Raw genomic sequence first — 22,500 nt, 5'->3', positions numbered from 1 at the left:
GCTATTCACAGGGGTAGGCGTCGGTCAACGCCACGTGCCCCTGCATCGGACTCCGGCCCGAGGCCGGGGCTCAGGTCAGGCCGCCGAGATCACCGTACCCTGCTTTGCCGGCTTGCCGCCGACAAACAGCGCCACGATCAGTGCGCCGACAATACCCAGGCCGCCAGCCAGGGCGAAGCCGCTGCCATAGGTACCCGTAGACTGGATGATGAAGCCGGTGACGGTCGGTGCGACGATACCGGACAGGTTGGCCAAGCCATGCATGAAACCACCGGCGGTACCCACCTGATGATCCGGCACGGCGTCCTGGATCAACGACCAGTAGGCCGGCGCGGTGAGCATCAGGAAACCGATGGCGACAGTCATGACCACCACGGTGCTGGTCACACTCTCCACCTGGCCGGTGAGGCCGATGCACGCAGCAGCGATAAGCAGGCAAGGCACCAGGACCAACTTGCGCGACAACAGTTGCTTGCCCGTGCACTTGAACACCCAGTCGATCAGCAGGCCACCGCAGATAAAGCCGAGCGTACCCACCAGCCAAGGCAATGAGGTGACGATGCTCATGGACTTGAGGTCGATGCCCTTGGCCTCGATCAGATAGGTAGGGAACCAGGTCATGAAGAAGAAAAGGATGTAGTTGTAGCAAAACAGCGAGATGCCAGTGACCAGGACCGAACGCTGCAAGATGATCTGCAGCACCGGAGTGCGAGGCGCGTTTTCCACCTTGGTCACCGGTGCTTCACGGCCTTCGTTGATTTCGGCCAGTTCCTCGGCCGACACCTTGGGGTGCTCGCTTGGGGTGGAGGTGGACAAGCGGTACCAGGCGATAGCCCAGAGTAGGCCGATCACCGCAATCACCACAAAGGCGACACGCCAGCCCAGCCACAGGGCCAAGAAACCGACGATAGGACCCGCCAAGGCGCCACCCAGTGGGCCACCGGCCTGGTTGATGCCGATGGCACGGGCGCGCTCCTTGATCGGGAACCAGCTATTGACCGCCTTGTTGGCGGTGGTCGACACCGGTCCCTCACCCACACCGAACAGAGCACGGACGATCAGCAGCGACCAGAAGTTGAAGGCCAGCGCGGTCGAACCACACAGCAACGACCAGAAGCTCATGGACCAGGTCAGCACACGCTTGGGGCCGAAACGGTCGGCCAGGTAACCGCCAATAAAACAAAACAACGCATAGCCGAAGAAGAAGCTGCTGAAGATCATGCCTTTCTCTGAAGGCGTGAGGTGATACTCCTGGGTGATGAACGGCATGGCGATCGACAAGGCAGCGCGATCGACATAGTTGATGATCATGGCGAGGAAGAGCATCGCCAGGATCGTCCAGCGGTAATTCTTTTTCTTGTTCATGTACGTCTCCGCCCGACACCTGCGATGCCGGATCTTGTTGTTATGGCGCCTGGAGCAGTCAGCCGGCCAAGCGCCGCTGAGGTCTAGACGCTGTAATCCACTGCCACCCACTCGAAGTACTGCTTGAGATCCGCCACCAGCGCCTGGTGGGCGGGATGTGGCAGATAACGCTCTACCGCTGCTGCATCGTCGAAGCTGGAGTCGAGGATGTAGTCCCAGCAAATTGGCCGGTCCAGCTCGTTGGCGGCGACCGTCCAGTCGCGGATGAAATCGATCTGCTCGGCAAGGTCGCGCATGCGGTCGACCAAGCGAGCTTCCAGTTCAGGTTGCGGCGCGACGCTTGCCAAGCGCCGGAACATCACAATATGTCGCATCATCGCCCTGCCCTCCGCTCAACCCAGGACCCAGGTCGGTGCGTCCTGCAGCGCCACTGGACGCAGGAAGCGTTCGAGGGCGGCATAGCCGACCGAGGTGGTCTGTGGCGCGGTGGACGACGGCCAAGGGCCGCCATGCTGCTGGGCGTGGCATACGGCAACACCTGTCGGCACGCCGGCGAACAGCACGCGCCCGGAGATCCGTTCGGCGGCACGTACCAATTGCCGGTTGGCCTCGCTGGCGTCATCCACGCCCCACAGAGTCGTGGTCAGGGTGCCACCGACAGCCTCCAGCAGCTCGACGAGTTGCTCATTCGACTGGGCAGTGACCACCAAGGCGGCCGGGCCGAACATCTCTTCACGCAGGTGTGGATTGGCGATGAACGAAGCGGCGTCGGTAGCGAACAGACGTGGGGCCGGACCGCTGGTATCGGCTGCTTTGTCGAAGACCGGCGTTGCATGATCGGCAACACCGGCAACCGCAGCCTCGAAGCCCTTGTGCATGCCGGGAGTGAGCATACGGTGTGTGGCGATCGGCGCAATGGCCTCGGCCAACTGGGTGACGAAACGCTCGCTGTAAGGCGACGCCAACAGGACGATCAGGCCCGGGCTGGTGCAGAATTGGCCGCACCCCAGGGTGATAGAGGCGGCCAGGGTCTTGGCCAGTCCTTCACTGTCCTTTTCCAGGGCAGCCGGCAACGCCACCAGCGGATTGATCGAGCCCAGCTCGCCGAAGAACGGCACCGGGCGAGGACGCTCGTTGGTCGCTTGCCACAATGCCTTGCCGCCCTGGTAAGAACCGGTGAAGGCCACTGTGGCGATGCGCGGATGTTGTACCAGATAGGTGCCGCCAGCACGCGAAACACTCTCAACCAGCGTCAGTAGCCCTTCCGGCAGACCTTGGGCACGAACCACAGCAGCGGCGAGTTCATACACCGCGCGAGACAGTTCAGGATGCCCGGAATGAGCTTTGACCACCACTGGACAGCCCGCTGCCAGCGCGGAGGCAGTATCACCACCCAGCACCGAGAAGGCGAACGGGAAGTTGCTGGCCGAGAACATGGCCACCGGGCCCAGCGGACGCTGTACCCGCATCAGGTGCGGCCGGCCTGCTGGCGGCGGACCCGCTACCGCCTCATCCTCGACGCGGCGGTACGGCACGCCAGCCTCGACTTCGCTGGCGAAGCCACGTAGCTGGAAAGCGGTACGTGCCACTTCTCCGTTCAGGCGCCCTACACCCAGACCGCTTTCACGGTCGGCGATGGCAACCAACTCGACTTGGTGCAGCTCCAGGGCATCAGCCAATCCACGCAGCAAGGTAGCGCGCACATTCGGGGTAGCGTCCGCCCAGAAGTCGGCGGCGGCAACAGCCTTGCTCACCGCCTGGTCGATAGCGCCCAGGCCCAGGTCTTGATGATCGGTCATGTGCATCCCCTTCAGCGTGTATTGGGGCCGAGGTTGTAGCCCCGACCGGCATAGTCGAAGTCGACCCATTCGTTGATGGGCACGTCCTTGTCGGCAGTTGAGGCGTAGTAGGCACGGATTTCCTTGATCAGGCCGCTTTGCTCATCGAACACATACCATTCGTCACCGCGCAGGGCGGTCCCCAGGTTGCTCTTCCAATGGGTCCACTCGATCACTGCTTCATGACTGTCGTGGCTGACCAGGATCTTCTCGATGGTCCACTGCGAGCCGAGGTTATCCACGCACCAGATCCACTTGCGCGCGATGGTGTCGGCAGTGCGCCAAGGGATATCCGGCAGCCCGGCCGGAAAGTAATGCACGGCGTCCGGAGTGAAGCAGGAGACCAACTTGTCGTAGTCGGCTTCGTTACAGCCTTCGAAGTAGCGGCGAATCAATTGGGCGTAGGTATGCTCGGCCATGCTCAATCCTCCTGGCGAGTGATGATCGATGAGATTTGTGGGCGGCCATCGGCAACCCAAGCGTGGTACTCGCTAGTCGTTTCAGGGCTAGGCGGGTAAACCCCCCACAGGGCTTCACCTGCGGCGATACGCATGGCCAGGTAGTGCTCGATGTCGTCCTGCACAGTGCAAATGTCAGCCAGTTCCGCAGCCAGATGCGCGGGCACCACGGTCAGGCCATCAGCGTCACCGACGATGATGTCACCGGGATACACGGCCACGCCGGCACAACCGATCGGCACCTGCAGGTCCGCCACGTGGTGATAGGAAATACGGGTAGTGGCCGTGACCTCACGGGCATAGGCCGGCAGGCTCATGGCTGCGATCTCGCTGCCATCGCGCAAGGCGCCGTCGGTAACGATGGCCTTGGCACCACGGACCAGCAGGCGAGTCACCAGGATGTTGCCAGCCGAGGCGGCAGACGGGTCGTTGCGGCTGTCGATAACCAGTACGTCACCCGGCTGGATGTGCTCGACGCCCTGCCATTGCAGGTTGTCGTCATTGGGCTTGGTAGTCATGGTGGCGTAGGTGTCGATGTCTTCACGGGCGGGGATGAAACGCATGGTGAAGGCCCGGCCGGCGAAGGGCTTGATGTCGCGGGTCATGGCGCGCAGGCCGACCAACGCAGGCTGGCGGAAGCCTCGCTTGAACAACTGGGTGGTCAGCGAGCCACTGCTGCAGGCGGCAAGCTTGGCCAGCACTTCGTCACTGACCTCGACCTGCTTGCCGGAGACGCTCTCATGGGCATCGGCGTAATTGTGGATGACGGACATTCTTGTAAGTTCTCCAAAACGGGGTTCATCCGATCAGTGACCCAGTGAAATTCCCACAGAATGGGACATAATTTCATTCCAAGTCCTGCCGAGGCTGATTCTATGGCGGAAAACCTCGTGGAAAACCGGCAAAATCTCGCCATGATCAACTCAGTACCAAATAGTGGGAATCAACAATGAAAACAGGAGAAGGTACTGCCGCGCTGGAGAAGGCCCTGGATGTCCTGCAGGCAATCGGCGCGACATCCATGGGGATCAGCCAGGCCCAGTTGGCTGAACAGGTGCAGCTCCCGCGAACCACGCTGTACCGCATCATCGCTACCCTGGTGGAGCGCGGCATGATCCGCCGTGATCCGACACGCAAGGTCTACCGCCTGGGCTTCAATTATTTGGAGATGGTGCGCAATGCTTATCTGGAGCCCGACCTGGTAGCGGCCAGCAGCATCGAGCTACGCGCCCTGCGCGACCTCACCGGCGAAACTGCCTACCTGGCAGTGCTCGATGGCAACCAGGTGTTGTCGCTGGAGCGCTGTGATGGCGCCCATACCCTGCGCTCATCTGCCAGCCTTGGACAAAGCAAGCCCGTGCACTGCACCGGCCAGGGCAAGGCGATTCTATCGGCCCTGTCACCGGCGGCCCGTGACGAGATCCTCAAAGGCCTGGTGCTGACGCCCCTGACACCGCTGACCATTACCGACCGTCGCCGTCTGATGACAGAACTGCAGATCACCCAGACCCGCGGCTACGCGCTGGATGACGAGGAGATCCGCCTGGGTGTGCGCTGCGTCGCTGCGCCCATCATTGACAAGCAAGGCTTCGTACGCGGCGCCTTGAGCGTAGCCGGGCCAGCCTATCGCCTGACCCTGGAGCGTCTGGCCCTGCTCGGCCCGGAGCTGGCGGACGCGGCGCGTCGGGTCGGCGAGCAGTTGCGACCCGATCCGACACCCCGTCCGACTAGCACCATGAATGTCGTACCGGGCCCCTGGGCTTTCCACGGCGCATTTCCCCGCTGGCATGCCGAGACTCGTGCACTGTATTGGGCCGACACCTTGGCTCCGGCCATCCATTGCTGGGATGGCCAACGCAGCCGGCTGCTGACCCGCCTGGACATGCCAGTGCGGGCCATGGAGCTGCACCGTGACGGCCTACTGGTGGCCCAGGCCGGGGGTTGGTCGTTGATCGACTGGCAGGGTAACGAGCGCCCGATGCAAGACCTGCTCGGTAGCCGCCTGCTCGCTTTGGCGGTGCATCCCACTGGAGCACTGTGGGCGTGCAGCAGAACCACCAGTGGCTGCCTGATTGGCGAGCTCAGTGCTGAAGGCGAGTTACGTCATGGCTGGAGCTTGAATGAACAGGTCAGCGGTTTTCGCTGGGACGCCACAGGCAACGCGGTGTATGCCATCGCTCCCGAGGCCGGCGATATCCTCCGCTTGCAGCCCGGCAGCTCGGCCATTCGCCGTCTGGCCTCGCTACCACGCGGCGGCGGCAGCCTCAGTGGTCTGGCCTTGGATGTCCAAGGCGGTGTCTGGACCACTCAGCGCGACGGCTGGAGCCTGGCCCGCTTCGATGCCGAAGGTAACCTGGACCGCATGATCGGCCTGCCCGTCCCTTGTCCCACCGACCTGTGCTTTGGTGGCGAGGATGGCCGCACCCTGTACATCACGAGTGCCAGGCAGGAACTGAAATTGGAGGTATTGGGCAGTGCGCCAGACTCAGGATGTTTGCTGCGGTTAGAGGCTGAAGTTGTGGGGCAACCTGGGATGGCGAGTGATTAGGGGACAGAAATTTCTGCGTACAATCTTTTCCCTCTATCGTACGCATCGGCTATACCTAGCCGGCAGCATCGCCTAGTACAACTCGCTAACCGCCATATTCTAACTTGCTAACAAAAAGCCCCGTGATGCATGCCGCGGGGTATCCCGCAAAAGTTACGACAGTTCGCCCCCCCGACAGGAAATGTCGGTTCGGGTATTCGATCTGCAAACGGCGTTGTACGAAGCCCCAGTCAGGCAACGGTCGCACTTATCGCACAATTGATAATACTGGTCAGCTGGTCAACCTCATCCCTAGGCGATGAAGCGGCCTCGCCGCGGTCCCAAAAGTGCAAGCCTTGCAGCATGCCAATGATTACCACAATTAAAAGATCGAAGCGGTGATTGAAAGTATGCCCCTTGGCAGGCTGACCGGCGATCACCGACTTCAGGCAGCGGGCATAATCCTCCACTAGGGATTTGATGTGTTCTTGCTGCTCGGTAGAGAGATTGATCATCTCGCGATTGATCAGGATCATGCGCTTGCCCTCACGCTTCTGGAAATCCAGCGACGCTTGGACGAACAGCCGTATACGCTCATTACGAGTCTTGCCCTGCTTGACACTGGTGCGTGTATTGGCCAACAGGTCGTCCAGCGCTTCTTCCATCAGCTCGTAGAGCAGCGACTGTTTGTTCTCTATATGATTGTACAGGGACCCCGCTTGCATCCCGAGGCAGGATGCCAGGTCGCGCAGGCTGGTTGATTGATATCCCTTCTGGGTGAATAGTTCAAGCGCGGCTTGACGCACGCGCTCGTGTGTTTCAGCGTTGACATGCGATGAAGAGACTCGAGACATTTGTTTTCTCCGCTCGCAGTTGGTTGTTGCAACTAGAGGCGTAGAGGGCCATACAAGCGACGGGCAAATCGCGCAGTAGATAGCGCCTGTCGTAGAGAATCCGACTCCCATTCAAGGGACAGCGACCGCTGGAACGTGAAGATCGACCACAAGGTTGTCGATAAGCCGCGTCTTACCTAGACGAGCCGCGCCCAGAATCACCCAGTGGTCGTCATCGTGTGCCGCCGGTTCCAAGCTCTGCGCGTTTCTGACCTCCAGGTACTCAAGCTCGAACCCTGCTGCCTCTAACCGCTGTCGGCAACCATTCAATAAGGGACCGACCTCCTGCCCTAGCTTTAGCAATGAGGCTAGGTCCACCAGGCACTTGTGCAGCAACGGCGCCATCGAACGTTGCTCCTCACTCAGATAGCCATTTCGGGAAGAGAGTGCCAAGCCGTCCTGGGCACGAACTGTCGGCGCCCCCACGATCTGTGTCCCTATGTTGAGGTCTCGCACCATTGCACGGATGACCGCTAACTGCTGGTAGTCCTTTTCACCAAAGATCGCCACGTCCGGCTGGACAACATTCAGCAGCTTGATGACCACCGTTGCCATGCCATCAAAATGGCCAGGGCGCGAGGCGCCACACAACCCTTGAGAAACTCGTGGCACCCTGACGAGAGTGACATCCTGCATTCCATCCGGGTACATCTGTTCGACGGTGGGTGCAAACAGCACATCGCATCCTACAGCCGCCAAGCGGTCCTTGTCGGCTTGCAGCGTTCTGGGGTAATTGGCCAGATCTTCGCCAAGCCCGAACTGAAGGGGGTTGACGAAGATACTGACCACCACGACGTCGGCCTTCTGCCTGGCCAGCTCAACCAACGCGATATGCCCGTCGTGCAAGTTGCCCATGGTGGCCACCAGCGCTATCGTGCTGTGCTCGGCACGCAGGTGCCCAAGGTGTGTGTGAAGCGCCTTGACCGTACCTATTGTCAGCACAGATTTATACCCCACTGGCCAACTGAGCGTCGATTGCTTCGAGCAAGCGTGGGTCGTCAGCCGCCACATCGGGAGCGAAACGGGCGACAACCTTTCCCATCCGGTTTACTAGGAATTTCTCGAAATTCCACAGCACGTCCGTGCGGTTATCAGCCACGATGCCATAGCCCTTGAGCCGCTCCCTGAATGGGCCTTCACCAATCGTCTCGGGTTGCGCAGCCGTGAGCTCGGCGTATAGCGGGTGCCGATCTTCGCCGTTGACCGACAGCTTCGAGAACAGCGGGAATTGTATGCCGTAGTTCAACGAGCAGAACTCGGCGATTTCGGTGTCGCTGCCGGGTTCCTGCTCCTTGAAATTGTTAGCTGGGAAACCCAACACCTGCAGCCCTTGGTCTTTCTTGCGCTGATAGAGTTTTTCCAAACCTTCATACTGTGGGGTTAGCCCGCACTTCGAAGCCACATTGACCAGCAATAGAACTTTGCCGCGATAACGGCCAAGGGTGCTGGCTGTGCCATCGATCTGCTGCAAGGGAATATCGTAAATGGAATTGCTCATGACTACTGCCCCTAAAGATTGAGTTCAACGGTGGAAAGAACTGGATTTCCAATACAGGTGAAGAACTAGCCCCCCAGCGCTCCCTGACAACAGTGCAGACCAAAGGAACACCCAAGCGTAGCCGTAGCCTGCAGCAACCAGGCCCAGCGCCGGCCCAGCCACCCCGACTGCGACGTCAAAAAACAATGAAAGTGCACTGAGCGCCAAGGTTCGGTTAGCCGCCGGGATCATCGCCAGAGTTTCCATGCCTAGCCCTGGATAGACCCACGACACGCCGATGCCAGTGAGGGCGCCCCCTGCGATCACCAGTGCCGGCGACGGTGCCAGCCCGACCAGCAGCAGGCCGCTCGTCTGTACCAGCAGGCAGCCAGCAACCACCGTATAGCCGCGCAACCGGTGCAGAATGCCCGGCGATGCCAGCCGCGCCACGATGAAACCCGCACCAAACCCACTCAGACAAAACGCCGCACCCTGCCAACCCAGGCTGTCGAAATACAGTGCTACGAATGCCATGAGCCCACCGTATCCAACCGAGCTGCACACGAGCACAATCCCATTGGGCAGCACCGCCAGCAGTACCCGATGAAAGGCCAGTCGTACCCCAGCCACTATCGGCGCTGGGCGCTTGACCAAGGCCATGAACACAAATACCAAGCCCAGCAGAGCACTGCACAACCCGACACTGGCAATGCCGAACGTATTGCCCAGTAACCTTCCCAACGGCGCGCCAACCGCCACACCGCCATAGGCCGCGATGCCGTTCCAAGACATCACCTTGGCGGTGCTGGGCACACCGTTCAGGCCAATCGCCCAGGTACAGCAGGGCGTGGAGATCATGGCGGTACACAGACCTAAGATGATCCTGCCCAGCACCAGAAGCACCAGGCACAGCGACACTGGAGCCAGCAGCGTAAGCGCAAGCCAGGTCAACAGGCCGCTAGCGATCAGGCCACCGAGCCCGCAGAGCACCGAGCACCTGGCCCCAAAGCGGTCTGCCACGCTGCCAGCCAGCGGCCGTGCGAGCAATGTCGCTACGTACTGCACACCGATCACAGCGCCGGCCAGCACCGCGCCCAAGCCGAGGTCATGCAGCACGAAGCCCGGCAGCACCGCCAGCGGCAAGCCGCTGCATATGTACCCGATGAAGTTGAAGCAGATGATCGAAAGGATCTGCGCATTGGGATGCGCCGGCCTACTGACCGCTGTAGTATCCCAGCGCAACCACATACCCGTTTACCCGCTGCAATAAGGTTTTCTTGAACTCGTTCTGCCCAGTGATGGGGTTGCGCCACAGGTAGTCGAGTTCACCGGTTTCATGCTGTTGCATTTGCCGCAACATAGCCTCGCCAATCGGCTGGCCATCGGTGGAACGCAGCGACTTGAAATCCGTGCCGATCAGGCGCGGCAGGAAGCCGTGGGCAACGAAGCGCTGGCTCTTGATGTCCACCACGAAGGCATACAGGTCATCCTGGGTGAGCTCTTTGTCGTGCTGATTGATGAGGGCAAAGGCCGCGTTTGGGTCCTTGTGCACCTGGTCCACGACCCGCTGCAGCAGTTCACGGGCCCGTTCAGGGCTGGAGCGCGGCATGTAATAGCCCACGGAGATCACCCGCTCGCCCACCCGTTGATAGAACACGCGCTTGCGCTCTACCTTGGCATGCTGCCAGTTCCACCAGCGATACTCGGCGCTGCGCACGGTGCCATCGGCGGGCTGCTCGATAGCTTGGCGAAACGCGGCCTTGAGGTCGTCGTCCAGCACGCTCACCACCGGTTTGCCGACCAGCGACACCGATGGCCCGCCGCTGGCCAGCATAACCCCAGAGGTATCGACCACGTAGATGTACAACTCGCCATCGACGAACTCACCCTGGCGGCTGAACGCGGCCAGGGCGTTATCGCCGCTGGCCTGGTAACGGGCCACCGCCTTCGCCAGCAGTGCACGAGCGCGCTGGCTTTCAGCATCGTAGACGTCACTCGACGGCGGCTGCGCCATGGCGAACAAGCAAGCAAGACACAAGCAAACACCTGTGAACGCTCGATAAAGGCTCATTGTTTTCATTTCTCCGGTGACCTTACGGGTAGCACTGCCACGCCCTGCCCGTCGGCGCCTAAAGCGTGCGACCGATAATCTCTTTCATGATTTCCGAGGTACCGCCGTAGATCCTCGCAACACGCGCATCGACCCAGGCCCGGCTGATCTTGTACTCGCTCATGAACCCATAGCCGCCGTGCAGTTGCAGGAACTCGTCAAGTAGCTTGCCCTGCATCTCCGAGCCCAGCAGTTTGGCCATGGCCGCCACATCCGCGGGCAACTCACCGCGCATGACCTTGGCCAGGCAATCATCGACAAATACTCTCAGCATGGTGAACTGCGCCTTTGCTTCGGCGAGCTTGAAGCGGGTGTTCTGGAAATCCAGCACCGGCTTGCCGAATACCTTCCGCTCGCGGGTGTATTCGATGGTCTCTTCCAGTAGCGTCTGGATCGACTGTGCGGCGCGAATCGCGATGATCAGGCGCTCCCACGCCAATTGATGAGTCAGGTACTTGAAGCCCTGCCCCTCCTCTCCGAGCCGATTGCTGGCAGGCACCCGCACATCGTCGAAGAACAATTCGGCGGTGTCCTGGCCCTTCAAGCCAATCTTTTCTAGCAACCGTCCCTTGGAGAACCCCTGGCGCTCCTCTTCGACGCAAATAAGGGTGAGCTCCTTGGCGCTGAGGTCGAGTTTGGTTGCGGTCACCATCAGGCCAGCATTACCCCCATTGGTGATGAAGGTCTTCTGCCCGGAAACGATATAATCATCGGCCTCCCGGCGCGCCAAGGTCCGCATCGAGCGCAGGTCGCTGCCGATACCAGGCTCGCTCATGGCGATCACGCCAATCAGCTCGCCGCTGACCATCCGGGGCAGCCAACGCTGTTTCTGCTCCTCGCTGCCGTAGGCGACAATGTAAGGGGCAACGATCTCGGAGTGGGTAGTAAACCCCACCGCGGTGGCATTGGCCCGCGCCAGTTCTTCGATCATCACCGCCGAGTGGCCGAAGTCCCCGCCAGGCCCGCCGTACTCCTCGGGCACCGTAGAACACAAAAGTCCGGTCTCCCCCGCCTTGAGCCAGACCTCCTTGGGCACGATGCCGTTCTTTTCCCACTCATGCAGGTAGGGCACAATCTCACGATCGACGAACCGGCGCGCTTGTTCGCGGAACATATTGTGGTCTTCACGGAAAACGCCACGCATCTTCAATACTCCAAAATTCCGTCGGTTGTGCCTTTATGCGGTCACCGGTCGAGGTAGTCGGGATTTCGCTTTTCGACAAACGCCGAAACGGCTTCTTGATGATCTTCAGTGTGGTGGGCCAGCGATTGGTAAGCCGCCGACAGCTCGAGCAATGAGTCCAGGCGCATGTGCTGCCCTTCGCGCAGCAAGCGCTTGCACAGTCGCAGCGAGTGCCCCGGGTTGCTAGCGATGCGCCCTGCCAACGAACGCGCTTCGGCCATCAACGTCTCGTGCGCGCACACCTGCTCCACCAGCCCCCATTCCAGGGCCTTGACCGCATTGATGGTATCGCCGGTAAAGGACATCAGACTCGCTTTGGGAACGCCGATGATTCGCGGCAGCAACCAGGCACCGCCATCGCCCGGCACGATACCCAGGCGTACGAAGCTCTCGGCGAATACCGCCGAGGTGGATGCCAAGCGGATATCGCACATGCAGGCAAGGTCCAGGCCCGCTCCAATCGCGGGCCCGTTGACGGCGGCGATAACCGGAATGTCCAGGTCGTACAGCGCCAGCGGAATGCGCTGGATGCCGTCACGGTAGGTGTTACGCAGCTCATAGGGCGAGCCTGCGAAGATACCAGCACGCTCGTGCATATCCTTGACATTGCCGCCGGCGCAAAAGGCGCTGCCATTGCCGGTCAGCACCATGACCCTGACGGACTTGTCGCGACGCAACGCGGCGCACAGATCGACAAACTCCTGGATCTGCTCCGGTGTGGTCAGGGCATTGCGGGTGTCCGGGTGGTTCATGCGCACAGTGACGATACCGCCCTCGCGCTCGATCTGAAGAAAAGGGTTCATAGTCAATTGCTCGCAAGGCCGGTCAATGGTTGCTTGCCGTGGTGGGTCAACAATGGCCAGAACCCGTCGCTGCCACCCTGGCAGACTTGTGCGCCCAGGCGTTGGCTCCAGAGGCTGGCCGAGCCAAATTCGCTGCGCCATGCCCACAGCCGTCGGCTGAGCAGGTGAAGCGGGTATTCCTCGGTGAAGCCAATGGCGCCGTGTACCGAATGGGCGATGCTGGCGCCGACACTCGCGGCGTCGGCGGTACTGATTTTCGCTACGGCGATGGTCAATGCCGCGAGCCCGTCGTCGGACTCGCAAAAGGCTGCTTCAGCGGCAATGCTGGCAGCGGCCGTCTGTTCGGCCAGTACCGCCAGCTGTTGCTGGATCGCCTGGAACGACCCGATGGCCTTGCCGAACTGCTTGCGCTCTCGTGCATAGTTGGCGGTCATGTCCAGCAACGCATGCAGCGCCCCGGCGGTCTGCGCCGAGCGGAGCATCGCGCCGCCAAGTTCCAGGACATCGACACCGAGGCCGTCTGGTAGGTGTGCGTGGGCAACTACCCGCGCACCACGGAAGACCAGGTCGTCGCGCGGCTCTCCCGCCACGTTGAGGCTGGGGGTGAGTTCGCAGGCCATGCTGCGTTGCAGCAACACCACCTGCGGTGTACCTGCATCGGTGGTGGCGACGGCCACCACGGCATCTACATTGCGCCCCCAGGGTACGGCGCGGGCGGTGCCGCTGACGTGCCCATCGATCAGGGCCAAATCGGCATGAGCGGCGATGCTCAAAGCGCCTTCGTGCCCTTCAAGGCCAGCCTTGCTCAGCAGCCAGTTGGCCAGCAAGGCCTCGCCCAGCGGGGCCGGCACCGAATAGCGCCCGGCGGCGCGGACCATCACATAGATATCCGCCCAGCTGGCGCCCGCGCCGCCCAGCGCTTCGGCGGCGCCCGCTAGGGTAAAGCCTGACTCATCGAGTGCGGACCAGAGCTCGGCTGGCCACTCGCCGCCCTCGCAACCAAGCACATAGGCCGGGGTGGACAGATCGGCAAACAGGCGTTCGATCATCGTCTCAAATAATTCGCGCATTATCGCAACTCCAGGCCACGGGCAATGATGCCGCGTAGAATCTCGCGCGTACCGCCACGCAGTGAAAAGGACGGCGCCATTTGCGTCAGGTAGGCCAGCACCCGTGCGTATTCGCTGCCACCGACCTGGCGCGGCTCGGTGTCCAGCAGCAACTGCGCGATTTCCGGCAGTTCCTGTTCGAACACGTTGCCCAGGTCTTTCACGCACGAGGCGGCCCAGGCCGGATGCTCCCCTGCAGCCAGTTGCGCGGTGACCGACAGCGACATGTTGCGCAACGTCAGTACCCTGGCCGATAGGCGCCCGATCTCCCGTGCCTGCAGGGCATCGGGCACCTTGCCCAACGCGTCGATCAGGCTGGTGAGCAGCGCCATGCAACTGAGAAAGCGCTCTGGGCCGCTGCGCTCGAACGCCAGTTCCGCAGTTACCTGCTCCCAGCCCTTGCCTTCGCTGCCGATCAGCGCGTCGGCGGGTAAGCGAACGTTGTCGAAGAATACTTCGTTGAAATGCTCACCCCCGGCCAGGTCGCGGATTGGCCGGATGGTAATCCCTGGCAGGCTCAGGTCGACGATGAACTGCGACATACCCTCGTGACGCGCGGCCTGTTTTTCGCCGGTGCGCACCAGCGCAATCATGTACTGCGAATGGTGCGCGTTGGTGGTCCAGACCTTCTGCCCATTGAGCAGCCAGCTGTCGCCCTCGCGTAGCGCATTGCTCTTGATCGAGGCCAGGTCCGAGCCGGAATTGGGCTCGCTCATGCCGATGCAGAAGTAACTTTCACCCCGGCAGATGGCAGGCAGATAGCGCTGCTTCTGCTGCTCGGTACCGAAGCGGTTGATCAGCGGCCCGCTCTGGCGGTCGGCAATCCAATGGGCCGAGACCGGCGCACCGGCAGCCAGCAGCTCCTCGATGACCACATAACGCGCAAATGGCCCCGCCGCCGCGCCACCGTAGGCTTTGGGCAATGCCATGCCGACCCAGCCACGGGCGCCCAGCTGCCTGCTGAATTCGGTATCGAAGCCCATCCAGGAATGGGCACGCAAGGTCGGTGGATAATCGGCCAGATGGGCCTGAATGAACGCCCGGACGTCGGCGCGAAGCGCCTCGGCCTCGGGAGGGATGGAGTTGTAGCTGAATTGACTGATGGCCATATGCGCTCTCTAACGCTGAACACAGGCGCAATCGCCCCGCTTGAGGCGACCACAGAACCGCCCCCTTGCTTCAGCCGCCGATGCGCGACACCTGAAGCAAGGTGGGCGACTTACAACGCGGTTTGTGCGTCAGCCTGGGCGAACATCGCATTGATGTCGCCGGAGGTGACAGGCTTGTTGTCATGGCGACCATGGTCGGCGCCGCCCAGGCCCAGGGCAGGCTCGATGCTGACGTGTGTGGCCTGGGCCCGCAGCGCACCCACCGTGCAGTTTTCACGACCGTGGATAGAGAATGGGTCGAAGGAAAACTCGCGCATCGCATTCAGATGGGTGACCTTGTCGATGACGTCCTTGGAGAGGTGTTGCAGCCCTTCCCAGGCGGTTTCCGGCGAGTTGGGCCATGTGCAGTCGGAGTGTGGGTAATCGCTCTCCCAGGTAACCATGTCAGCATTGAGGAAATCCAGGTTTTTGAGGCCGAAATTGTCCTCAATGAAACAGGTGATGAAGTGCTTGTTGAAGATATCGCTAGGCATCTTCCCGCCGAAGTTGGAGTTGGTCCAGGCGTTGTGATGGCGGTGAGTGAAGTCGGCACGCTCCAGCAGATAAGGCACCCAGCCGATGCCCCCTTCGGACAGGGCCATGCGCAGCTCGGGGAATTTCTTCCACATTGGCGCCCAGATCCAGTCGGCCGCCGAATTGGCGATGGAGATGGGCATGGACGTGATCCAGGCATCGATAGGCGACATGTCAGACGCATGGTTCGCTTTCACGCCAGTACCGATATGGCAGCAGATGACCACCTTGTTGTCGCTACATGCCTTCCACAGTGGGTCCCAATAGTCGCTGTGAATCGACGGGTAACCATGGATGGCCGGGTTATCCGACAGCGAAATGGCATGCACGCCTTGCCGTGCCAGGCGCTCGACTTCAGCGGCGGCGGCCTTCATGTCCCACCACGGTACGATCATCAGCGGGATGAAACGGCCCGGAGCGGCGTTGCACCAGTCGTGCAGGTGCCAGTCGTTATAGGCCTGGATTGCAGCCAGCGACACGGCGCGGTCGCCGTGCACCTGAAAGCGCTGCCCGGCAAAACCCGGGAAGGTGGGGAAGCACAAGGAGCCCAGTACGCCGTTAGCGTTCATGTCGTCGACACGGTCCTTGATGTTCCAGGTGCCACGACGCATCTGGTCGTAGCCCAGCGGCTCCATGCCGTATTCCTCTTTCGGCCGGCCGACTACCGAGTTCAAGCCCATGTAGCCGGTGGCCTGCTCTTCGAACACCCAGACGTCGCGCTCGCCTTTCTTGACCACATGCGGCTCGCGCCCCTTGAAGCGGGCCGGCATATGGCGGGCAAAGGCATTGGGCGGCTCAATCGCGTGGTCATCGACACTGACGAGAATCAGATCTTCAACTTTCATGGCTATCCCCTTCGCATTCGGGCTTGTTGTTGTGAATGAAGCATAGAGCAGATCCAACTAAAATTAAACACTTTTTTTATTTGTGTTCATGTTTAGTCGAATGCAAGGCTGTCAGCGACAACCAGGGGCTGCTTCAATCCCACAGCACATGCAGGTAATGCGGACCGCGCAGCTGCGCGCCTACTATCTGCGGCGCGGGTTTGCTCGGGTCTAGGCGGATGTTGGGCATCAGGTCGAGAATCGCGTTCAGCGCGCAGTTGATCTCGGTCTTGGCCACGAATTGGCCGATGCACATATGCGGACCGAAGCCGAAGCCGAACGAAGGCTTCGGTTTGCGATCGATGTCGAACACGTCGGGGTGTTCGAAGGCGTCTTCGTCGCGGTTGGCGGAGCTGACAATGCACTGCACCATCGCCCCTTGCGGGATAGGTACATCGCGGATCTGCAGGTCTTTGGCGGCCTGGCGCACCTTGAAGGTGGCCACGGGCTCGAAGCGCACCGCTTCATCGATGGCCTTGTTCACCAGGCTGCGGTCATTGCGCACCCGCTCCAACACCTCGGGGTGCTGCAGCAGTAGAGACATCAGGGTGCCGAAGGTGCGGGTGGTGGTTTCACTAGCCGCAGGCAGCAGCGACCGCACGAAGGTCGCGATCTCATGATCATCCAGTGATCGGCCCTGGTATTCAGCCTGGATCAGGCGGCTGATCAGGTCATCACCCGTACCACCCTGGGCACGGCGCTCCGCGACCACGTCCTTGACCACGTCATACAGCGCCTGGGCCGCCTGCATTGCCGCGCCGCGTGCGGAAGCGGCCTTTTCCGGGTCCACCTGGGGCCCCGCCAGGATCGCCAGCGCCCAGGCCGCATACTGCTCGATCTGCTCTGGCCGGTCTTCGGGAAAACCGATCAGCGAATAAATCACACGGATGGGGAAATACAGCGCGAAGTCCATCAGATCGGCCGACCTGGCCGGCACCATGGGCTTGAGGTATTCCTCGCGAATCACCCGGTCGATCCGGGTTTCCTTCCAGCGGTTGACGGTATCGGGCATGAACACCGGCTGCAGCAGGCTACGGATGCTCTTATGCGCCTCACCATCCATCGCGGTCAGGATCAGACCATCGAAAAAGGCTCCCAGGCCCTCGGCGATAAAGCCGCTGGTAAAGTTGCCGGCATCGCGCATCACAGCCATCACGTCGTCATATTTGAACAAGGTGAAGGTAGGCCGCGTAGCGTCAAGCCCGGCGATCGATGGCACGCCGAGGCGTGCCATGAAGTTGTCTTGCAGGACGGGGGAATTGACTCGCATGTCGCGGTAGGTGGCGTGCAGGTCAATGTCGCTGGTGCCCCGATAATTGCTTGCTACATCACTGAATACCTTGGTCAGGTCGCTGTGTTCCGGTGTGGACATGATCATCTCCGGTTTTATTGTCATTATTTTTTATCGGGGCATGCTACAGCCCCTATATGCTGAAGTAAGGATAGGACCTATTCGAATAAAAATGAACAAATATACTTTTTCTGAACATATTTATTGATGCACGACAGCTTTCAATATGCCTGTTGCACCAGAGTCATGCGCCCACCGGCCAACATCAGCGCACAGTACATACCCAGTTCGGCTATCTGGGCGGCAGAAAAACACCCTTTGAGCTGGCTGAAATGCTGGTCATCGATGGCCAGATAATCGCTGGCGAACAACTCGGCGTAGCGCAGTGCCGCCCTTTCCTGCGGGCTGAACCACGCGCTGTCGCTGGCCATGCAGGCGATGTCCTGCTCGGTAACGGTGTCGGACTTGCGCGCCAGCTGGCAGGCCTGACAGGTGGTGATGCTGGCGATCCTCAGGCGCACCAGTTCGCGCAGACGCTCAGGCAGCAGGCTTTCGCTGTGCAAGTTTTCCATCAGTTCCAGCCAAGCCAAAGCGGCCGCAGGACGATGCGCCCAGACCTGGACCGGAGTAACAGAGCTGAGCATGCGGCTGCGCTGTCCACGCTCGACCGCGTCCTGCAACGCGGCCGGCATGTCACCCAGGGCAACCAGAGGCAGGCGGGCCACCTCAATCGAGCCGTTCGATAAGGGTAGCGGTGCCCATGCCACCGGCACAGCAGATGGCCTGCAGGCCGAAGCGGCCACCCCGGCGCTCAAGCTCGTTGAGCAAGGTGGTCATCAGGCGCGCACCACTGGCCCCCAGCGGATGCCCCAGGGCAATGGCTCCCCCGTTGACGTTCAACTTCTCATGGGGTACGCCAGTCTCCAGCATCCACGCCAGCGGCACCGAGGCAAATGCTTCATTGACCTCGAACAGGTCGATGTCATTGATGCTCAACCCGGCCTTGGCCAGCACCTTGCGGGTGGCAGTAATCGGCCCGGTCAGCATTAAGGTCGGGTCGGAGCCAACCGTGGTGAAAGCGCGAATGCGCGCACGCGCCTTGAGCCCAAGTTTTTTCGCCGTGTCGGCATTCATCAGCAGCAGCGCGGCAGCACCATCGGAGATCTGCGAAGAATTGCCTGCGGTGATGCGCCCGGACTCGGGGCGGAAGCTGGTCTTGAGCGTCGCCAGCTTTTCCCGCGAGGTATCCCGGCGAATGGTTTCATCGCGACGCAACACGCCAGCCGGCTCGGTCAGTGATTGCTCCTTCAGGTCATCGACCACGACCTGCACGATCTCGTTGTCGAAATACCCCGCGTCGCAAGCGGCCGCAGCGCGCTGATGGCTGGCAAAGGCGAAGTCATCCAGGGCGTCGCGGCTGAGCGACCATTGGTCGACGATCCGCTCGGCCGCCTCGCCTTGGCTGGTCAATTCATAGCGTTGCACCGCCATCCAGCCGAACGCCTCGCCGTGAAGGTCTCGGTTGCTGCCCATCGGAACGCGGCTCATGTTTTCCGCGCCACCGGCCACTACCACATCCACCGCGCCACTGGCGATGGCGCCAGCGGCCAGGTGCACAGCGACTTCACCCGAACCGCATTTACGGTCGATGGTCAACCCGGGAATGCTGACCGGCCAGCCTGCACCCAACAATGCGGTACGGGCGATATTGGCGGACTGCTCACCGATCTGCGTCACGCAGCCGAAGATCACATCTTCGACCTGCTCAGGAGCCATATCTACGCGTTCCAGCAAGCGGCTGATCACCAGCGAGCCCAGATGATCGGCGCGCACTCCCGCAAGGCTGCCACGAAACCTGCCGATGGGCGTGCGCACCGCATCAACGATAACGACCTCGTTCATAGTGCACTCGCCTTGAGGCCGGACCCTGGAACCTGCTTGCCATCGGCATAGCGATACACGCCCTGCCCTGTCTTGCGCCCCAGGCGTCCGGCCGCAACCATCTTGATGATCAGTGGGCAGGGGCGAAATTTCTCGCCCAGAGTCTGATGCAGGTAGCGCAGCACCGACAATCGCGTATCCCAGCCGGTCAGGTCGCCCAGCTCCAGCGGCCCCATCGGGTGATTGAAGCCCAGGCGCAGTGCTGTATCGATGTCTTCGGCGGTCGCGGTACCTTCTTGGAGCATCCACATCGCCTCATTACCCAGCAGCGCAGACATGCGACTGGTGGTGAGCCCTGGCGACTCATTGACGATGATGGAGGTCTTGCCGATCTGCTCGCACAGCGCGCGCGTGCGTATCACCACCTCGTCGCTGGTGGCCAGGCCACGTACCAGCTCCACCAGCTTCATCTTGTGCACCGGGTTGAAAAAATGCATGCCGATGACCCGGTCGGCACTGTCCACCGACGCGGCAATTTCGGTCACACTCAGGGCCGAAGTGTTGGTGGCGATGATCGCGTCGGCGGCCAGCAGCGGGGCTGCCTGGCTGATGACTGCCTTCTTCACCGCCAGTTGCTCGGAGACGGTTTCAACCAGCCAGTTCGCCCCGCTAGCGGCTTCGCTCAGGTCACTGGTGGTCAGCAAATTAGCCAGTGATTGCTGCGCCTGCTCCTCGCTGACCTTGCCCAGACGTACGCCATCGCCAAGGATCTTTTCGATGCTGGCCCGCGCGTGGGTCAACGAGGCCGGCTTGGTATCGACCACGACGGTGGCGAAGCCGGAACTGGCGAAAGCATGCGCAATGCCGGTGCCCATCAAACCGGCACCCACGACCACTACTTTCTCTTTATTGTTGGTGTTCATGTCTGGCTCTCGATTGGCTGCGGTTTTTTACCGACTACATTTCGCAATGTGCCGATGCCTTCGACGCTGGCTTCAACCACGTCGCCCTCCTTGAGATACAGCCCTGTGCCCATGCCCACGCCCGCCGGCGACCCGGTGAACAGTACGTCGCCCGCGGCAAAGCTGGAGCGTTGCTGCACAAAGCTGATTAACTGCCCCACGTCCCAGGTCATCTCCGCGGTGGAACCATCCTGGCGAACCTCGCCATTGACCTTCAGGGTCAAGCGCAACCGCGGGGAGCCCTCGGCAAACTCGTCCTTGGTGACGATCCACGGGCCTAGGCCCGTGGTCTGGTCCTGGCTCTTGGCGGCGAACAGGTCCATGCCGATGCCGGGCGGCCCGCTGCGCTGCAGGTCACGCGCACTCACGTCGTTGCCGACGGTGTAGCCCAGCACGCAGGCCAGCGGGTTTTCGACGTCGATCTCGCCCGTACCGATCACCGCCACCAGTTCAACCTCGTGGTCGAGTTCTTCGGTCAAGGGCGGAAAGCGAATTGGGTCCCTGGCGCCGATTAACGCACCGTAGGCCTTGAGGAATGCGACCGGCTGCGCCGGTGCATTCAATCCGAACTCCACCAGGTGCTTGGCATAGTTGGCGCCCGCCACCACTACCCGATTGATCGGTTCGATCGGTGGCAACAAGCGCACTTTCGACAGCGCTAGCGCCGGGCCGGCGAGCCGGACGGAGCTGATGCCCCGCCCCGCCGCCACGCCCGGCGCCCAGTCCCTGAAGTCGCCGGAAATAGGGGTTACCTGGTCCTGGGCGACATCGACCACGGCCCAGAAAATACCGACCGCCGAATGCTCACAGCGTGCCAGCCTCATCAGGCACCTACCTTGCCCAGCTTGGTGGGATCCAGATGCAGCAGGCGGCAGGCGTTCTCATAGCGGATCTTGCGCAGATCGGCATCCGAAAGCTTCAGGCCATGGGTCAGGTCATGACGCACCGCATCGCTGCCGCCGAAGTTGCTGCCGTACAGCACATGGTCGGCACCGATGATATCGACCAACGCCTGGCGCATCGGCACTTCGTGCAATTCGACATCGAAGTAGAAGTTCTTCATGTAGTCGAGCAACGGCTTCTTGTTGTATTTGACGTCCAGGTTCTCGTTGGTCTTGGCCAGGCGCCCAAGCTGATACGGCACGTAGCCGCCGCCGTGGGTGATGTACACCTTGAGGTCGGGGAAGCGGTCCAGCACGCCACCGCAGATCAGGTTCCAGAAGCAGCGACTTTCGTCGTACTGCATGCCGACGATGGCGGTGGTTTCGTAACGGTCGTCGTTGGCGTTCTTGCCCCAGGTGACCGACTGATTGTAGCCGTGGATGAACATCGGCAGGTCCAGGTCGCAGAGGGTGCGCCACACCACGTCAAGCTCCGGCGAATCGAACTCCAGGCCGCCGAAGTTGGCGCCACCGGCTACCATGCCCTTGGCCCCCAGCTCGGTACAGGCATAGCGCAGTTCGGCGGCGGCCGCCTCGGGCGCGTTCAACGGCACGTGGGCCCAGAACATCAGGCGGTCCGGGGCCGCCGAGCAGTACTCAGCCAGCGTCGTGTTGACGGTACGTGCAAATGGTACGGCGAACTCGGCCTCGGTCCAGTACATGTAGCAGTGCGACGGCACCGAGATTACCTGCAGGTTCTGCCCTGCCGCATCCATGCCGGCCAGGCGGACTTTCGGATCCGCCCAGCGCGCGAAGTACTCTTCAAGCTTGGGGCCGTTGCCAGAACGCACGGCAGCCTTACGCTCAGGCGAACCGAGCCCCAGAATCCATTCCCCCACCCGCAGCTTGATATCGCCATCGGCGTGCTGTTCGAAGAACGGCCCCCAGTGCGGGTGCTGGTTGTAGTAGCCCGGATGGGGTGCGTGAGCGTGCAGATCGATAAGCATGTGCAGGTACCTCGAAGTTGGCACTTTTTTGTTGGTTTGCAGCGGGGTGCCTTTGCGCGGTCACGGTCAACCGACGCGGGAAGGGGAACAGCAAGGCTCGCTACTAGGCCAGAGCTTAAAATTAATTTGAGCAGAAATCAAAATTCTGT

The 22,500-nt window shown here is 61.3% G+C and carries 22 protein-coding genes; 1 reads left to right on the top strand and 21 read right to left on the bottom strand.

Translation table 11 applies throughout. The annotated features are described in order from the left end of the window. Nucleotides 1-75: 75 nt before the first annotated feature. The 5 genes from C4Q26_RS24575 to C4Q26_RS24555 form a co-directional block, all read right to left on the bottom strand. Nucleotides 76-1,365 carry an MFS transporter gene (locus C4Q26_RS24575; RefSeq protein WP_104883800.1) on the bottom strand — a complete coding sequence of 430 codons (1,290 nt, stop codon included), beginning with the start codon at nucleotides 1,363-1,365 and terminating at the stop codon, nucleotides 76-78. A gap of 83 nt (nucleotides 1,366-1,448) precedes the next feature. Continuing rightward, entirely contained in the window at nucleotides 1,449-1,742 is a 294-nt protein-coding gene (locus C4Q26_RS24570) for a Dabb family protein (RefSeq protein WP_104883799.1), read from the bottom strand. A gap of 15 nt (nucleotides 1,743-1,757) precedes the next feature. After that, entirely contained in the window at nucleotides 1,758-3,164 is a 1,407-nt protein-coding gene (locus C4Q26_RS24565; protein ID WP_218274783.1) for an aldehyde dehydrogenase (NADP(+)), read from the bottom strand. A gap of 11 nt (nucleotides 3,165-3,175) precedes the next feature. Then, on the bottom strand, nucleotides 3,176-3,622 hold the full coding sequence (locus tag C4Q26_RS24560; protein WP_104883797.1) for a nuclear transport factor 2 family protein: 447 nt from the start codon (nucleotides 3,620-3,622) through the stop codon (nucleotides 3,176-3,178). A 2-nt stretch (nucleotides 3,623-3,624) separates the two neighbouring features. Beyond that, nucleotides 3,625-4,434: a ribonuclease activity regulator RraA gene (locus tag C4Q26_RS24555; protein WP_104883796.1), complete on the bottom strand. Its 810-nt coding sequence runs from the start codon at nucleotides 4,432-4,434 to the stop codon at nucleotides 3,625-3,627. A gap of 176 nt (nucleotides 4,435-4,610) precedes the next feature. On the opposite strand from C4Q26_RS24555, the gene C4Q26_RS24550 reads away from it, so the two are divergent. Then, nucleotides 4,611-6,209: an IclR family transcriptional regulator C-terminal domain-containing protein gene (locus tag C4Q26_RS24550; protein WP_104883795.1), complete on the top strand. Its 1,599-nt coding sequence runs from the start codon at nucleotides 4,611-4,613 to the stop codon at nucleotides 6,207-6,209. Nucleotides 6,210-6,439: 230 nt separating this feature from the next. On the opposite strand, the gene C4Q26_RS24545 is transcribed toward C4Q26_RS24550, so the two are convergent. From C4Q26_RS24545 to C4Q26_RS24470, 16 genes are all read right to left on the bottom strand, one after another. Further along, nucleotides 6,440-7,042, bottom strand: coding sequence for a TetR/AcrR family transcriptional regulator (locus C4Q26_RS24545; protein ID WP_158664917.1), 603 nt, complete (start codon nucleotides 7,040-7,042; stop codon nucleotides 6,440-6,442). 111 nt (nucleotides 7,043-7,153) lie between these two features. After that, nucleotides 7,154-8,023: a pantoate--beta-alanine ligase gene (gene panC, locus C4Q26_RS24540; RefSeq protein ID WP_371919558.1), complete on the bottom strand. Its 870-nt coding sequence runs from the start codon at nucleotides 8,021-8,023 to the stop codon at nucleotides 7,154-7,156. A gap of 4 nt (nucleotides 8,024-8,027) precedes the next feature. Then, nucleotides 8,028-8,579: a glutathione peroxidase gene (locus tag C4Q26_RS24535; protein ID WP_104883792.1), complete on the bottom strand. Its 552-nt coding sequence runs from the start codon at nucleotides 8,577-8,579 to the stop codon at nucleotides 8,028-8,030. 24 nt (nucleotides 8,580-8,603) lie between these two features. Next, nucleotides 8,604-9,806, bottom strand: a complete 1,203-nt coding sequence (locus C4Q26_RS24530; RefSeq protein ID WP_104883791.1) for an MFS transporter — start codon at nucleotides 9,804-9,806, stop codon at nucleotides 8,604-8,606. Beyond that, nucleotides 9,772-10,629: a cache domain-containing protein gene (locus C4Q26_RS24525; protein WP_104883790.1), complete on the bottom strand. Its 858-nt coding sequence runs from the start codon at nucleotides 10,627-10,629 to the stop codon at nucleotides 9,772-9,774. Before C4Q26_RS24525 ends, C4Q26_RS24530 begins: the two co-directional genes overlap by 35 nt. A gap of 58 nt (nucleotides 10,630-10,687) precedes the next feature. Further along, a complete protein-coding gene (locus tag C4Q26_RS24520) occupies nucleotides 10,688-11,812 on the bottom strand; it encodes an acyl-CoA dehydrogenase family protein (RefSeq protein ID WP_104883789.1) in 1,125 nt (374 codons plus the stop codon). A gap of 41 nt (nucleotides 11,813-11,853) precedes the next feature. Further along, complete coding sequence (locus tag C4Q26_RS24515) at nucleotides 11,854-12,654, bottom strand: crotonase/enoyl-CoA hydratase family protein (protein WP_104883788.1); 801 nt, start codon at nucleotides 12,652-12,654, stop codon at nucleotides 11,854-11,856. A 2-nt stretch (nucleotides 12,655-12,656) separates the two neighbouring features. Further along, entirely contained in the window at nucleotides 12,657-13,724 is a 1,068-nt protein-coding gene (locus C4Q26_RS24510; protein ID WP_104883787.1) for an acyl-CoA dehydrogenase family protein, read from the bottom strand. Further along, entirely contained in the window at nucleotides 13,724-14,872 is a 1,149-nt protein-coding gene (locus C4Q26_RS24505) for an acyl-CoA dehydrogenase family protein (RefSeq protein WP_104883786.1), read from the bottom strand. The genes C4Q26_RS24510 and C4Q26_RS24505 overlap by 1 nt, the downstream gene beginning before the upstream one ends. Before the next feature lie 110 nt (nucleotides 14,873-14,982). Next, nucleotides 14,983-16,290, bottom strand: a complete 1,308-nt coding sequence (locus C4Q26_RS24500) for an amidohydrolase family protein (protein ID WP_104883785.1) — start codon at nucleotides 16,288-16,290, stop codon at nucleotides 14,983-14,985. Nucleotides 16,291-16,423: 133 nt separating this feature from the next. Then, nucleotides 16,424-17,701 carry a cytochrome P450 gene (locus C4Q26_RS24495; RefSeq protein WP_104883784.1) on the bottom strand — a complete coding sequence of 426 codons (1,278 nt, stop codon included), beginning with the start codon at nucleotides 17,699-17,701 and terminating at the stop codon, nucleotides 16,424-16,426. Between the two features lie 140 nt (nucleotides 17,702-17,841). Next, nucleotides 17,842-18,345: a carboxymuconolactone decarboxylase family protein gene (locus C4Q26_RS24490; protein WP_177429849.1), complete on the bottom strand. Its 504-nt coding sequence runs from the start codon at nucleotides 18,343-18,345 to the stop codon at nucleotides 17,842-17,844. Between the two features lies 1 nt (nucleotide 18,346). Beyond that, nucleotides 18,347-19,522 carry a thiolase family protein gene (locus C4Q26_RS24485; RefSeq protein ID WP_104883783.1) on the bottom strand — a complete coding sequence of 392 codons (1,176 nt, stop codon included), beginning with the start codon at nucleotides 19,520-19,522 and terminating at the stop codon, nucleotides 18,347-18,349. Then, a complete protein-coding gene (locus C4Q26_RS24480; protein WP_104883782.1) occupies nucleotides 19,519-20,424 on the bottom strand; it encodes a 3-hydroxyacyl-CoA dehydrogenase in 906 nt (301 codons plus the stop codon). Before C4Q26_RS24480 ends, C4Q26_RS24485 begins: the two co-directional genes overlap by 4 nt. Continuing rightward, nucleotides 20,421-21,287 (bottom strand): fumarylacetoacetate hydrolase family protein, encoded by an 867-nt coding sequence (locus tag C4Q26_RS24475; RefSeq protein WP_104883781.1) that lies wholly within the window; start codon nucleotides 21,285-21,287, stop codon nucleotides 20,421-20,423. Before C4Q26_RS24475 ends, C4Q26_RS24480 begins: the two co-directional genes overlap by 4 nt. After that, complete coding sequence (locus C4Q26_RS24470) at nucleotides 21,287-22,351, bottom strand: amidohydrolase family protein (RefSeq protein WP_051095689.1); 1,065 nt, start codon at nucleotides 22,349-22,351, stop codon at nucleotides 21,287-21,289. Before C4Q26_RS24470 ends, C4Q26_RS24475 begins: the two co-directional genes overlap by 1 nt. Nucleotides 22,352-22,500: the final 149 nt, after the last annotated feature.

It is taken from the genome of Pseudomonas sp. SWI44 (assembly GCF_002947915.1).
Lineage (GTDB): Bacteria > Pseudomonadota > Gammaproteobacteria > Pseudomonadales > Pseudomonadaceae > Aquipseudomonas > Aquipseudomonas taiwanensis.
Note: the sequence above shows the minus strand (reverse complement) of the source record. Positions and strands in the feature narration are given on the sequence as shown.

Bases quoted from the DNA above. Each gene is read 5' to 3' on its own strand.
- C4Q26_RS24555 (WP_104883796.1), bottom strand. From the start codon at position 4,434: ATGTCCGTCATCCACAATTACGCCGATGCCCATGAGAGCGTCTCCGGC.
- C4Q26_RS24520 (WP_104883789.1), bottom strand. From the start codon at position 11,812: ATGCGTGGCGTTTTCCGTGAAGACCACAATATGTTCCGCGAACAAGCG.
- C4Q26_RS24525 (WP_104883790.1), bottom strand. From the start codon at position 10,629: ATGAGCCTTTATCGAGCGTTCACAGGTGTTTGCTTGTGTCTTGCTTGC.
- C4Q26_RS24575 (WP_104883800.1), bottom strand. From the start codon at position 1,365: ATGAACAAGAAAAAGAATTACCGCTGGACGATCCTGGCGATGCTCTTC.
- C4Q26_RS24545 (WP_158664917.1), bottom strand. From the start codon at position 7,042: ATGTCTCGAGTCTCTTCATCGCATGTCAACGCTGAAACACACGAGCGC.
- C4Q26_RS24485 (WP_104883783.1), bottom strand. From the start codon at position 19,522: ATGAACGAGGTCGTTATCGTTGATGCGGTGCGCACGCCCATCGGCAGG.
- C4Q26_RS24480 (WP_104883782.1), bottom strand. From the start codon at position 20,424: ATGAACACCAACAATAAAGAGAAAGTAGTGGTCGTGGGTGCCGGTTTG.
- C4Q26_RS24475 (WP_104883781.1), bottom strand. From the start codon at position 21,287: ATGAGGCTGGCACGCTGTGAGCATTCGGCGGTCGGTATTTTCTGGGCC.
- C4Q26_RS24530 (WP_104883791.1), bottom strand. From the start codon at position 9,806: ATGTGGTTGCGCTGGGATACTACAGCGGTCAGTAGGCCGGCGCATCCC.
- C4Q26_RS24510 (WP_104883787.1), bottom strand. From the start codon at position 13,724: ATGCGCGAATTATTTGAGACGATGATCGAACGCCTGTTTGCCGATCTG.
- C4Q26_RS24535 (WP_104883792.1), bottom strand. From the start codon at position 8,579: ATGAGCAATTCCATTTACGATATTCCCTTGCAGCAGATCGATGGCACA.
- C4Q26_RS24515 (WP_104883788.1), bottom strand. From the start codon at position 12,654: ATGAACCCTTTTCTTCAGATCGAGCGCGAGGGCGGTATCGTCACTGTG.
- C4Q26_RS24500 (WP_104883785.1), bottom strand. From the start codon at position 16,290: ATGAAAGTTGAAGATCTGATTCTCGTCAGTGTCGATGACCACGCGATT.
- C4Q26_RS24550 (WP_104883795.1), top strand. From the start codon at position 4,611: ATGAAAACAGGAGAAGGTACTGCCGCGCTGGAGAAGGCCCTGGATGTC.
- C4Q26_RS24560 (WP_104883797.1), bottom strand. From the start codon at position 3,622: ATGGCCGAGCATACCTACGCCCAATTGATTCGCCGCTACTTCGAAGGC.
- C4Q26_RS24570 (WP_104883799.1), bottom strand. From the start codon at position 1,742: ATGATGCGACATATTGTGATGTTCCGGCGCTTGGCAAGCGTCGCGCCG.
- C4Q26_RS24565 (WP_218274783.1), bottom strand. From the start codon at position 3,164: ATGACCGATCATCAAGACCTGGGCCTGGGCGCTATCGACCAGGCGGTG.
- C4Q26_RS24505 (WP_104883786.1), bottom strand. From the start codon at position 14,872: ATGGCCATCAGTCAATTCAGCTACAACTCCATCCCTCCCGAGGCCGAG.
- C4Q26_RS24495 (WP_104883784.1), bottom strand. From the start codon at position 17,701: ATGTCCACACCGGAACACAGCGACCTGACCAAGGTATTCAGTGATGTA.
- C4Q26_RS24470 (WP_051095689.1), bottom strand. From the start codon at position 22,351: ATGCTTATCGATCTGCACGCTCACGCACCCCATCCGGGCTACTACAAC.